The sequence below is a fragment of the Stenotrophomonas panacihumi genome (genome assembly GCF_001431645.1).
GTDB classification, from domain to species: domain Bacteria; phylum Pseudomonadota; class Gammaproteobacteria; order Xanthomonadales; family Xanthomonadaceae; genus Stenotrophomonas_A; species Stenotrophomonas_A panacihumi.
In genome coordinates this window covers 68768-81401 of the sequence record NZ_LLXU01000050.1, presented here as the reverse complement: position 1 = coordinate 81401, position 12634 = coordinate 68768, and the positions used below count along the sequence as shown (strand labels likewise).

Here is a 12634-nt window from a genome sequence, read left to right as displayed (position 1 = left end):
ACATGGCCGGTCAGGCGTGTTCCAGCGGCGGCACGGCCCGCCCGGGCTCAGGCCGCGCCGGGGCGCGGCACCACGGCCAGGGTCAGGCGCGAGGCGCAGACCCGCCGCCCCTGTTCGTCGACGATGCCGATCTCCCACACGTGCAGGCTGCGGCCCACGTGCAGGGCGCGGGCGGTGCCGGTGACCCGGCCGTCGGTGACCGCGCGGATGTGGTTGGCGTTGATCTCCACGCCCACGCACATCTGCCGGGCCGTATCCACGCACAGGTTGCCGGCGCTGCTGCCCAGGGTCTCGGCCAGCACCACCGAGGCGCCGCCGTGCAGCAGGCCATAGGGCTGGCGGGTGCGCGCGTCGACCGGCATGGTGGCGCTGATCCAGTCCTCGCCGGCCGCGGTGAACACGATGTCCAGGTGTTCGAGCATGTTGCCCCGGCTCAGGGCATTGAGGGCGTCGATGGACACCGGTTCGCGGAACACCATGGTCAGTCTCCTGGACGGCTAGAGGATGGGCACCAGCCCGGCGCCGAAGGCGGTCAGCATGCGCACCAGCAGCCACTTCGGCCCGACGTTGACCTCCGGGAAGTCGCCGACCGGCTGGTAGCACTGCAGGAACTTCGGGTCCTGCCGGCGCAGCGGCCAGGGGCACTCCGGCCCGGGCTTGAATTCGTAGTTGGTGGCGTAGCGCCACGGCCAGATATCGAGGATGGGCAGGGCTTCGGACACCTTGCCGACGCTGTAGTTCAGCCCCGACAGCACCGGCGGCTTGCCGCGCGGGGCCACCACCCACGAATTCTCCGGCTCCATGTCGCGCTCGATGCTGGCGGCCAGCGCCTGGGCGAAGGCCGGGTCGTCGATCACCACCGCGCCTTCGGTGTTGTAGTTCTCGCTGCGCGGGTCGAAGTTGTGGGTGCCGATCACCCCGACCCGGCGGTCGACCACCAGCGACTTGGCATGCAGGCCCATGCGCGCGCCCTCGCGGGTCACCGGCAGCGGCCGGCTCGAGGGGCGGGTGCTGAGGAAGGAAGGCCGGGTCTCGGCGCGCTGCACGCGGCGATCGACCTCGCTGCCGCCCGCCTTGCGGTCGCGGTCGCGGTCGCGCTCCCGATCGCGGTCACCGCCGCCCGGCGCGCCGCTGCTGCCGCGCACCGCATTGCCCACCGCGCTGCCGCCGACCACCCGGTTCTCGCGGTTGCCGGCGCCCATGCCGCCCAGCGGCAGGCGCACCAGGTTCTCGTAGTCGACCGGCGCATCCAGCGGGAACGGCTTGTATTCGTAGATGTTGAAGCCCAGCTCGCGCAGGTTGCGGCGCTTGTACTTGTAGGAGAGCGCGTAGACGACCGGATTGTCGGTGGCGGCCAGGCTGTTGGTGGAGACCACGATGCGCGGCGCGTCCTGGCGCGCGCGCAGGTCGCGGAAGATCTCCTGCGCCGGGTCGGACAGCACCAGGTACGGCGTCTGCAGGATCACTTCCTTCTGCGCGCCGGCGATCAGCCCGTCCAGCTCCGGCGCGGTGGATACCGCCTGTTTCGCATGCTCCTTGCGGTGCTTCTGCGGCAGGTCGGCCACGTAGAGCACGTTGCGCACCGGCAGCGCGGTGTCGACGAAGCGCTCGGCGATGAAGCCGTTGTCGGCGGCCTCCTCCTGTACCCGCTCGATCCGGTCCGGGTGCAGCAACAGCGCCGGCGGCATCGCCGGCACGCCTTCGCGCAGCAGCGTTCGCCCGACGTCGTTGAGCCGCTCGGCCGGCACGCTGCGCTGGGCGCGCCAGAACGCCTCGAAGTTGTCGGCCATGCGACGCGCCTCCGGGCCGGCGACGATCACGTCGCGGTCGCGGAAGTTGTACTCGGCGTCCCAGTCGTAATAGTCGTCCTGGTAGTTGCGCCCGCCCACCACGCCGATGACGCTGTCGATCACCAGCAGCTTGTTGTGCATGCGCTGGTTGAAGCGGCGGAAGCAGCACAGCACGCTGCCGGCATAGTCGAAGTAGTTGAGCTTGGCCTTGCCGAAGGTCGGGTTGTAGATGCGCAGCTCGAAGTTCTCGTGCGCCCCGGACAGCGCGCCGAGGATCTCCAGGTCGGAGATCGCCGAGAGCTGGTCGATCAGCACGCGCACCTTCACCCCGCGCCGCGCCGCGTCCAGCAGCGCGTCCATCACCAGGCGGGCGCTGTCGTCCTTGTCGAAGATGTAGGTCTGCAGGTCGATGCTGCGGGTGGCGCTGTGGATCAGGTTCAGCCGCGCGACCAGGGCTTCCTCGCCATGGTCCAGGATGGTGGCGTAGTGGCGCGGCTGCGCCTCGGTGGACTCGGCCATGGCCCGGCCGCCCAGCGCGCGCAGCGGCGAGGGCTCGGCGCAGCGGTCGTCGCGCGTGCAGGTCACGGTGGTATCGCGCGCCGCGGCCGCGATCGCCGCCGCGCGGTCGCGCTGGCTGTGCGACAGGCCGGCGCAACCGCTCACCGTCAGCACCAGGGCCAGCGGCAGCAGGCACCTCCAGAAGCGGTTCACGGCCCGGGCGCCTCCTGCAGACGCGCACGCAGGATGAAGGTCACCCTGTCGCCCAGGGCTACCTGCCAGCTATCCATTCCGTAACGTCCCCGCAGGACGGTGCCGCGACTGATCACATCGCAATCATAACCGGCGCGGGGGCACTCGGCCGGCATGACGGTCAGCGTTTCGGTGTGGCTGATGCCGCGGATGCTGAGCCGGCCGACGATGTCGCCGCCGCGCACGGTCATGCCGGGGTCGTACGGTTCAGAGTCGAACTCGACCAGCGGGAAGCGCTCCACGTCGAAGAATTCCTCGCCGCGCATCCACGCCGTGTAGCGCGGCTTGCCGGGAATCTCGACCTGCCGGGCATCCATGCGCAGGCGCACCTGGTGGCGGCCGTCGGCGAGCTTGAGCACCTCGCCGTCGAAGCGCGGGAAGAAGCCTTCGATCTTCTGGCCGAAGCGGGTGCGGATTTCGAAACCGCAACGCGAGCGCGCCACGTCCAGCGCCAGGCGCTGGGCGCCGGCGGGCGTGGCGGCGGGGGCCACCGACGCGGGAACCGCCGGCTGCGCCGCCGCCGGCCGCGCCCACAGCAGCGCCAGCCCCAGGCAGGCCGCGCGTGCGGGCGTCAGGGCCACCAGAAGGCGGTCAGCCGGGCGATACCCGGCTCGATGGCCGCCTCCAGCGGCAGTGCCAGCAGGGCCACCGAGGCGGTGGGCATGCCGCGGTAGTCGCCGGACTGGCCGCTGTGCATCAGCGCCACCAGCCGTTCCAGGCCCGGGTTGTGGCCCACCAGCAGCAGGCGCTCGCACTCGCGGTGTTCGTCGACCAGGGCCGCCAGCGTGCCCGGGGTCGCTTCATAGATGCGGTCCTCCAGGCGCTGCTCGATGTAGCCGGTCAGGCCGAGCACCGCCTCCAGGGTCTCGCGGGCACGCCGCGCCGGCGAGCACAGCACGCGGTCGGGGACCAGGCGCTGTTCGCGCAGCCAGGCCCCGGCCGCTTCGGCCTCGGCCAGGCCATGGGGCGAAAGGGGACGGTCGAAATCGGCCTGGCCCGTGTCGGCCGGTTCAGCGTGGGCGTGACGCAGCAGGATCAGTTCGCGCATGGGATATCCGTCAGGGGTGGATCAGGCCTTGAGCCATTTCAGCAGCGGTTCCCAGTCCTGCTGGTGCTCGCGCACCTGGGCCGAGCGGTAGTCGAACAGGCTGCGACCGAGGCCGGCCAGCACCACGTAGGCCTGGGTGTCGCGCAGCTGGGCGACCAGCGGGTACGGCCAGCCGCCGATCATCTCCACGGCCTGCTGGGTCGTCTGCGTCCAGGGCTTGCTGCGGTTGAGCACCAGGCCCACCGGCAGCTTGCGCTGGTGGATGCGCGGCACCTTGGCCAGGGTGTTGAGGAACCCGACCACCGCTTCGATGTCCAGCGCCGAGGCCATCACCGGCACCACCACCGCGTCGGCCCGCTCCAGGAAAGGGGTGAGGTCGTCGGCCATCGCGCCGGCGGGGGCGTCGATGATGAGCTGGTCGGCGTCGTCGGGCAGCTGGGCGTCCCATTGCCGCCGGCGGGTGGCGTCGATCGGCAGGACCGCGCTCTCCAGCCCGGCGCGGCGTTCGGCCCAGCGCATCGAGGATTGCTGTGGATCGGCGTCGGCCAGCACCGTGCGCCGGCCTTGGAGGGCGGCGTGGGCCGCCAGGTTGGTGGCGATCGTGGTCTTGCCAACCCCGCCCTTGGAGCCGGCTACCAGGAACGTCTTCATGCACGCCTCGCTTTGCCTGAACCTGCGCCGAGCGTACACCGGCACTCGGTGAGGAGATAGTCGAGGCGTGCTCGTTCCTTCCCGCTGCCCGCCCCTGCTATGTTGGCGCCCGCAAAGGAGCGCCCATGAGTGAGCTGCAGGACCTGACCGCGCTGATCCGCGCGAGCACGCCGTTGATCGTCATCGAGACCCAGGAGGAGCAGCGGATCGTCGAGCTGTTCCGGCAGAGCCTGATGCAGGTCTGGCGCGCCCTGTACCGCTGGACGATCACCGAGGGCCTGCGCCGGATCGACCTGGACCGCGAGGACCCCGCGCAGGGCCCGCCGGACGCCAGCGCGATGCTGCAGATGATTCGCCAGGCCGACCAGCGCGGCGTCTACCTGCTCCTCGACGTCCACCCCTACCTGGGCTACGCCTCGCACCAGCGGCTGCTGCGCGACATCCTCGAGCGCCGCCACTGCGAGCCGCACGTGTTGGTGATGATCGGGGCCAAGGTCGAGCTGCCGCCGGAGCTGGAGCCGCTGGCGACCCGCTTCAGCCCGCACCTGCCCGACGCCCACGCGCTGCTCAAGATGCTCCGCGAGGAAGCGGCCGACTACGCCCGCGAACACGGCGGCCGCCGCGTGGAGGTGGACAGCGAGGTCGCCCAGCAGATCCTGCGCAACCTCAAGGGGCTGGGCCTGCGCGACGCGCGGCGCATCGCCCGCCAGCTGATCTTCAACGACGGCGTGCTCGGCCAGGACGACCTGCCGCAGCTGGCCAAGCTGAAGTTCGAGCTGCTCAACCGCAGCGGCCACCTGCATTACGAATACGACAACGCGCGCTTCGCCGACGTGGCCGGCGCCAACCGGCTCAAGCGCTGGATCAACCAGCGCCGCGCCGCGTTCGTCTCCGGCAACGGGCCGGCCGGGCTGGACCCGCCCAAGGGCGTGCTGCTGCTCGGCGTGCAGGGCTGCGGCAAGTCGATGCTGGCCAAGGCCACCGCCGCCGGTTTCGGCGTGCCGCTGCTGCGGCTGGATTTCGGCAGCCTCTACAACAAGTACCACGGCGAAACCGAGAAGAACCTGCGCGACGCGCTGGCCTCGGCCGAACAGCTGGCCCCGTGCGTGCTGTGGATCGACGAGATCGAGAAGGGCCTGGCCAGCGGCGGCGAGGACGGCGGGGTATCGCGGCGCGTGCTGGGCTACCTGCTGACCTGGATGGCCGAGCGCGAGAGCCAGGTGTTCATCGTGGCCACCGCCAACCAGGTCCAGGAGCTGCCGGCCGAACTGCTGCGCAAGGGCCGTTTCGACGAGATCTTCTTCGTCGACCTGCCGACCCCCGACACCCGCGTGGAGCTGTTGCGCCTGCACCTGGGACGGCGCGGGCTGGACGCGGACGGCTTCGCGCTGCCGGCGCTGGCCGCCGCCAGCCAGGGCTTTTCCGGCGCGGAGATCGAACAGGCCATCGTCTCGGGCCTGTATGCCGCGCACGCCGAGCAGCGCCCGCTGGACGACACGCTGCTGATGCAGGAAATCCGCGCGACCCGCCCGCTGTCGGTGTTGATGGCCGAACAGGTGCAGGCGCTGCGCGAGTGGGCCGCCGAGCGCACGGTGCCGGCGGACTGAGCCTCAGCCCCAGCGCGCGAGCACCCAGGCCCAGGCCGGCAGGGTCAGCAGAGAGAGCAGGATGCTGTAGCCGACCATCGCCGCGGCCAGCCGCGGCGCCAGCCGGTGGGAGATCGCCAGCGCGGCGGCGGTGATCATCGTCGGCATCGCGGTTTCCAGCACGTTCGCCTGCAGCCGTTCGCCCTGCAGGCCGAACGCCAGCGACAACGGCCACGCCAGCAGCGGCAGCACCAGCAGCTTGAGCAGCAGGCCGGCGCCGAGCGGGCGCAGTTCGGAAGGCGGCAGCCGCAGTTGCAGCGAGAAGCCCACGGCCAGCATCACCAGCGGCAGCATCGCGTCGGAGAGGCTCTTGAGCGCCGCGCCGATCCACGCCGGCGGCTGTTCGGGCATCACCGTCAGCGCCAGCAACAGCGCCCACAGCGGCGGGAAGCGCACGATGCGCAGCAGGATCTGCTTCGTCGTCGGCGGAGTGTCGCCGCTGTAGCGGGCCAGCACGTACAGGCCGAAGGTCGACAGCAGCACGAAGGTGCCGAACTGGTCGTAGACCACCGCGTAGGGCAGCGCATGGTCGCCAAGCAACGCGCGGATCATCGGGTAGCCGATGAAGCTGGAATTGCTCAGCCCCACGCACATCAGCAGCACGGCGTGCTCGTCGCGACGCAGCTTCAGCGCGCGCGTGCACAGCGTCACCAGCGCCACGGTGGCCGCCGCCAGTATCCACGGCGTGGCGATGAGCCCCAGCAGCGAGCGGTCCAGGTGCAGGCGCGGCACGTAGGTGAGCACCGCGGCCGGCAGGCACAGATACAGCACGACGCGGTTGAGCACGTCGGCACTGTTCTCCGGCAATACGCGCAGGCGGGCGAACAGCAGGCCCAGGCCGAGGGTCAGCAGGATGAGCGCGAAAGCATCCAGGGCCATGGGCGGGTCGCCGGCCTCAGCAGGCCGCGGCTTCGCGCAGCCCGCGGCGTTCCATCCAGGCGCTGAGCAGCGTCAGGCCGATGCCGCCAGCGGTGACCGCCGCCGCCGCGTAACTCAGCTGCGGGTAGATGGCCCCGTGCGACAGCATCGCCGCGCCCAGCCAGGCGCCCCCCGCGTTGCCGAGGTTGAACGCGCTCTGGTTGAGGGTGGAGGCCAGCAGCGGCGCATCGTGCGCCTGCTGCATCGAACGCGTCTGCAGGCCCGGGTTGGCGGCAAAGCCCAGCACGCCGATCAGGAACACGCCCACCACCGCGCCCGCCGGCGAATCCATCAGCGTGGCAAAGCACAGGAAGAACACGCACAGCGCGCCGAGCAGCAGGGTGATGCTGCGCATCAGCCGGTGGTCGGCCAGCTTGCCGCCCACCAGCGTGCCGATCGTGGCGCCCACGCCGAACAGCACCAGCACGCGGCTGATGGCGTGCTCGTCCAGGCCGGCGCGGTGGGTGAGGATCGGGTCGATATAGGTGAACACCGCGAACACGCCGCCGAAGCCAAACACCGTCATGCCCAGCGCCACCCACACCTGCGGCTTGAGCACCCGGCGCAGTTCCTCGCCCAGGCGCGGCGGCGGCATGGCTTCCAGGCGCGGCACGTAGCGCGCCATCACCAGCAGCGCGACGATGCCCAGCACCGTGACCGCCCAGAACGTGGAGCGCCAGCCCAGCGCCTGGCCCAGCACGGTACCGGCGGGCACGCCGAAGATGTTGGCGATGGTGAGGCCGGCGAACATCAGCGCGATGGCCTGGGTGCGCCGGCCGGGCGCGGCGATATGGCCGGCGACCACGGCGCCGGCGCCGAAGAAGGAGCCATGCGCCAGCGAAGCGATGACCCGTGCCGCCATCAGCGTTTCGTAGTTCGGGGCCAGCGCGCACAGCAGGTTGCCGACGATGAACACCCCCATCAGCACCAGCAGCACCGTCTTGCGCGGCAGGCGGGCGGTAGCCATGGCCAGCAGCGGCCCGCCGATCACCACGCCCATGGCATAGCCGGAGACCAGCAGGCCGGCGGCGGGAATGGAGACGTCCAAATCGGCGGCCATCTGCTGCAGCAGGCCCATCACCACGAATTCGGTGGTGCCGATGGCAAAGGCGCTCACGGCGAGCGCGATCAGGGGAAGACGCGAGGACATGGCGGATTCGCCCCTGAAACGGGGCCGATGGGCAGGAAGCGGCGCATGATTGTGCGCCGCAGCAAACCCGCTCACAAGGCGAGGGATGGAAAACTGCAGGCCACCGCGGTGGCCTTCCTTCCACGCGGGGCGGGGCGACCGCATCGCAGCCGCCCTCCCGTTGCCCTTACGGCCAGGCCGGCGGGTTGGCCTGGTAGGCGGCCAGCACGGCGGCCAGCGCGGCGCGCTCGTCGTCGCTCCAGTCCGGCAGCAGGGTGGCGAAGTTGCCCGGGTCACCCCATTGGTCCGGCCAGGTGCGCGCGGCGGCGCCGAACCAGCTGATGGCCTCTTCCTTGCGATCGAGCTTCCACAGCGTCAACGCCAGCGTCGGCGGCAGCCAGTTGGGCGTGGCCGGGCGGCCACCGCTCAAGGCGATCCACTGGTGCAGCGCCTGCTCCGGGTCACCGGCACGCAGCAACGCCCAGCCATAGTTCCAGGCCGCCTGGCGATACTGCTGGCTGCTGGTCGACAGCGATTCCAGCGCCGCCTTGTAGAGCTGGTCGCCCAACTCACGACGTCCACCGGAGATGGCCAGCGTGCCGAGCTGCACGCGCGCTTCCACCGCGCGCGGATCGCGCTGCACGAGCGTTGCGAGCTTGTCCACGACTGCATCGCCCTGCCCGGACACCACCACGACGGGACGCGTGGTGCTGCGATCCTCGTCGAAATAGAACTCCTTGGGCTTGGGCACTGCCTGGGCCCACGCACTCGCGCAGAACGCCCACGCAGCCAACGCCATGGCAACGCGCCATGTTTGAGTCTTCTTCACGTCCAAATTCCCCCTGAAGCCGGATACACCCCTTCCTCCCACCTTGCATCCTAACCGCACGAGCGCACAAGACACGAGTGCGCGGGGTCACAGAAGACGCACTGTTACAATCGCCGACCGCGCGGCCTCCCTCGCGGAGCCGACCTGCCAACCCCGCCGGGCCAGCCATGACCAGCACCGCCGAACTTACCTCGCCGTCTTCCGCCAACACGCCGGCGATCGGCTCCCTGGACCGCGATTACACGCTCGAGCACAAATACACGCGCACCGACGGGCGGATCTACCTGTCCGGCGTGCAGGCCCTGGTGCGCCTGCCGTTGATGCAGCGCCTGCGCGACGAAGCCGCCGGGCTGGCCACGGCCGGCTTCATCAGCGGCTATCGCGGCAGCCCGCTCGGCGGCTTCGACCTGGAGCTGTGGCGCGCGCGCAAGCACCTGGAAGCGGCGAAGGTGAAATTCACCCCGGGCCTCAACGAGGACCTGGCCGCCACCATGGTGTGGGGCACGCAGCAGACCCACCTGTTCCCCGGCGCCACCGTCGATGGCGTGTTCGGCATGTGGTACGGCAAGGGCCCGGGCGTGGACCGCACGGGCGATGTGTTCAAGCACGGCAATGCCGCCGGCACCTGGCGCCACGGCGGCGTGCTGGCGCTGGCCGCCGACGACCACGCCTGCCGCAGCTCCACGCTGCCGCACGGCAGCGAGGACGAATTCGTCAGCGCGATGATGCCGATCCTCAACCCGGCCGGCGTGCAGGACATCCTCGACCTGGGCCTCGTCGGCTGGGCGATGAGCCGCTACACCGGGCGCTGGATCGGCTTCAAGACCATTGCCGAAACGGTGGAGTCCTCCGCGTCGGTGCAGGTGGATCCGTTCGCGCGCCGAATCGTGCTGCCGGAAGATTTCGAAGTGCCCGCCGGCGGGCTGGGCATCCGCTGGCCGGACCCGCCGCTGGACCAGGAGATGCGCCTGCACCGCTATGCGGTGAAGGCGGCGCAGGCCTTCGCGCGCGCCAACGGCATCGACCGCACCGTGCTCGATTCGCCGAACGCGCGCCTGGGCATCGTCACCACCGGCAAGAGCTACCTGGACGTGCTGCAGGCGCTGGAATACCTGGGCCTGGACGAAGCCGCGTGCGCGGCGATCGGCATCCGCGTCTACAAGGTCGGCATGACCTGGCCGCTGGAGCCGGTCGGCATCACCCGCTTCGCGCAGGGGCTGGAAGACATCGTGGTGGTGGAGGAGAAGCGCGCCTTCATCGAGCGGCAGATGAAGGAGTTGTTCTACAACTGGCCGGCCCACCAGGGCGCGCGCCCGAGCATCGTCGGCAAGTACGACGAGGCCGGCGAGTGGATCCTGCCTTCCACGGGCGAACTGACCCCGGCGACCATCGCCGCGGTGATCGGCAAGCGCATCCAGCGCTTCTTCAACACCGAGTCCATCGAACAGCGCCTGCGCTGGATGGACGCCAAGGAAGCGGAGATGGCGCTGCCGCGCGCGCAGTTCCCGCGCGTGCCGCATTACTGCTCCGGCTGCCCGCACAACACCTCCACCGCGGTGCCGGACGGCTCGCGCGCCATGGGCGGCATCGGCTGCCATTACATGGTGACGTGGATGGATCGATCCACCGACACCTTCACCCACATGGGCGGCGAAGGCGTGACGTGGTCCGGGCAGGCGCCGTTCACCGAAACGCCGCACGTGTTCCAGAACCTCGGCGACGGCACCTACTTCCATAGCGGCACGCTGGCGATCCGGCAGTCGGTCGCCACCGGCGTCAACATCACCTACAAGATCCTCTACAACGACGCCGTCGCCATGACCGGCGGCCAACCGGTCGACGGCACGCTCACCGTGCCGGACATCGCGCGGCAGATGCATGCCGAGGGCATCCACACCATCGTGGTGCTCAGCGACGACATCACCAAGTGGTCGCGCCGGCGCGACCTGTTCCCGCACGACACCGAGTTCTACGACCGCGGCGAACTGGACGAGGTGCAAAAGCGCCTGCGCACGGTGAAGGGCGTGAGCATCCTCATCTACGACCAGACCTGCGCGACCGAGAAGCGCCGCCGCCGCAAGCGCGGCAAGCTGGTCGACCCGCCGAAGCGGGTGATGGTCAACTCGCTGGTCTGCGAAGGCTGCGGCGATTGCGGCGAGAAGAGCTTCTGCGTGTCCGTGCTGCCGAAGGAAACCGAGTTCGGGCGCAAGCGCGAGATCGACCAGTCCAACTGCAACAAGGATTACTCCTGCGTCTCGGGCTTCTGCCCGAGCTTCGTGACCGTGCATGGCGGGGCGCCACGCAAGGGCCGCCGCAGCGATGCCACCCACCTGCTCGAGCACCTGCCCGCGCCGGTGCAGCGCACCGACCTGGCCGAGCCCTGGAACATCCTCATCACCGGCGTCGGCGGCACCGGCGTGGTGACCATCGGCGCGCTGCTGGGCATGGCCGGCCACCTGGAGGGCCGCGGCGCCACGGTGCTCGACCAGACCGGCCTGGCGCAGAAGGGCGGCGCGGTGACCACGCACGTGCGCATCGCGCGCACGCCCGAAGACATCCACGCCGTGCGCATCGCCGCCGGCGAGGCCGACCTGGTGCTGGGCTGCGACATGGTCGTGGTGAACGACTACTGGGCGCTGTCCAAGGTGCGCCCGGAGCGTTCGGAAGTCGTGCTCAACACCTACGAGGCGATGCCGGGCAGCTTCACGATGCGCCCGGACCTGCAGTTCCCCGCGGCGGAAATCATCGCCGGCGTGCGCGTGGCGCTCGGCGGCCGCGAGCCGCAGCTGCTCGACGCCACCCAGCTGGCCACCGCGCTGCTGGGCGATGCCATCGCCGCCAACCTCTTCATGCTCGGCCATGCCTGGCAGCAGGGGCTGGTGCCGGTGTCGTTCGACGCGCTGATGCGGGCCATCGAACTCAACGGCGCCGCGGTGCAGATGAACCAGCAGGCGTTCGCCTGGGGCCGCCTGGCGGCCATCGACCCGGAAGCGGTGCAGCAGGCCGCCGGCCTGGTGCGCAACCGCGAGACCGCGCAGGAGCGCAAGCCGCATCAGCTGCAGTCGCTGCCGCCGCTGGACTGGGAAGGCAACGAGGGCGGTGCCACGGCCGCGCCGCGCGATACCGGCGACGGCCCGGCCGTGCGCGGGCTGCCGTCCGGCGATGGCGACGCGCTGGCATTCCTGCCGATGGATGATGCGCGCCTGTCGCGTTCGCTGGACGAGCTGGTCGCGCGTCGCGTGGCCTTCCTCACCGATTACCAGGATGCGGCCTACGCGAACCGCTACCGCACGCTGGTAGACCGCGTGCGCGCCGCCGAGCAGGCGCGCGCGCCGGGTTCGACTGCGCTCTCCGAGGCGGTATCGCGCTATTACTTCAAGCTGATGGCGTACAAGGACGAGTACGAGGTCGCGCGCCTGTATACCAGCGGCGAGTTCCAGCAGCGGCTGGCGCAGCAGTTCGAAGGCGACTTCCAGGTGCGTTTCCACCTCGCCCCGCCCTTGCTGGCGAAGAAGGATGCCGAAGGCCGGCTGGTCAAGCGCGAGTACGGGCCGTGGATGTTCAAGGCGTTCGGCCTGCTGGCCAAGCTGCGCTTCCTGCGCGGCGGCACGTTCGACGTGTTCGGCTACACCGCCGAGCGGCGCGGCGAGCGGCAGCTGATCGCCGACTATGCGCAGACCGTGGATTCGCTGCTGGAGAAGCTGGACGCCGATAACGTCGGCCTGGCCGCGCAGATCGCCGCGATCCCGGAGCACATCCGCGGCTACGGGCACGTCAAGGAAGCGCACCTGCACGAGGCCAAGGCGCGCGAAGCGGCGCTGCTGGCGCAGTGGCGCAATCCCAAGGCACTGCATATCGTGCAGGCGGCCTGAA

General features: G+C 70.3%; 10 protein-coding genes. 2 read left to right on the top strand and 8 right to left on the bottom strand.

Translation table 11 applies throughout. From position 1 onward, the window contains the following. Positions 1-47 precede the first annotated feature (47 nt). The 5 genes from ARC20_RS02840 to ARC20_RS02820 all read right to left on the bottom strand — a co-directional run bounded on the left by ARC20_RS02840 (position 48) and on the right by ARC20_RS02820 (position 4239). Entirely contained in the window at positions 48-479 is a 432-nt protein-coding gene (locus tag ARC20_RS02840; protein ID WP_057643999.1) for a hotdog fold thioesterase, read from the bottom strand. Positions 480-497: 18 nt separating this feature from the next. Further along, a complete protein-coding gene (locus ARC20_RS02835; RefSeq protein ID WP_057644130.1) occupies positions 498-2480 on the bottom strand; it encodes a phospholipase D family protein in 1983 nt (660 codons plus the stop codon). Between the two features lie 17 nt (positions 2481-2497). After that, positions 2498-3031, bottom strand: coding sequence for a YceI family protein (locus ARC20_RS02830; RefSeq protein WP_057644127.1), 534 nt, complete (start codon positions 3029-3031; stop codon positions 2498-2500). Positions 3032-3111: 80 nt separating this feature from the next. Beyond that, positions 3112-3588, bottom strand: coding sequence for a SixA phosphatase family protein (locus tag ARC20_RS02825; RefSeq protein WP_057643996.1), 477 nt, complete (start codon positions 3586-3588; stop codon positions 3112-3114). A gap of 21 nt (positions 3589-3609) precedes the next feature. Continuing rightward, positions 3610-4239: a ParA family protein gene (locus tag ARC20_RS02820; protein ID WP_057643994.1), complete on the bottom strand. Its 630-nt coding sequence runs from the start codon at positions 4237-4239 to the stop codon at positions 3610-3612. A gap of 125 nt (positions 4240-4364) precedes the next feature. Between ARC20_RS02820 and ARC20_RS02815 the strand changes: the two genes are divergently transcribed. Then, the gene (locus ARC20_RS02815; RefSeq protein ID WP_057643990.1) at positions 4365-5846 is read left to right on the top strand and encodes an AAA family ATPase; all 1482 of its coding nucleotides are present in this window, start codon (positions 4365-4367) and stop codon (positions 5844-5846) included. A 3-nt stretch (positions 5847-5849) separates the two neighbouring features. Here the strand turns inward: ARC20_RS02815 and ARC20_RS02810 are convergent, their stop codons facing one another. The 3 genes from ARC20_RS02810 to ARC20_RS02800 form a co-directional block, all read right to left on the bottom strand. Then, positions 5850-6764, bottom strand: coding sequence for an AEC family transporter (locus ARC20_RS02810; RefSeq protein ID WP_057643986.1), 915 nt, complete (start codon positions 6762-6764; stop codon positions 5850-5852). A gap of 16 nt (positions 6765-6780) precedes the next feature. Next, entirely contained in the window at positions 6781-7953 is a 1173-nt protein-coding gene (locus ARC20_RS02805; protein ID WP_057643983.1) for an MFS transporter, read from the bottom strand. Between the two features lie 166 nt (positions 7954-8119). Next, entirely contained in the window at positions 8120-8761 is a 642-nt protein-coding gene (locus tag ARC20_RS02800) for a tetratricopeptide repeat protein (RefSeq protein WP_057644123.1), read from the bottom strand. A gap of 167 nt (positions 8762-8928) precedes the next feature. Between ARC20_RS02800 and ARC20_RS02795 the strand changes: the two genes are divergently transcribed. Next, a complete protein-coding gene (locus ARC20_RS02795; RefSeq protein ID WP_057643980.1) occupies positions 8929-12633 on the top strand; it encodes an indolepyruvate ferredoxin oxidoreductase family protein in 3705 nt (1234 codons plus the stop codon). Position 12634 lies beyond the last annotated feature (1 nt).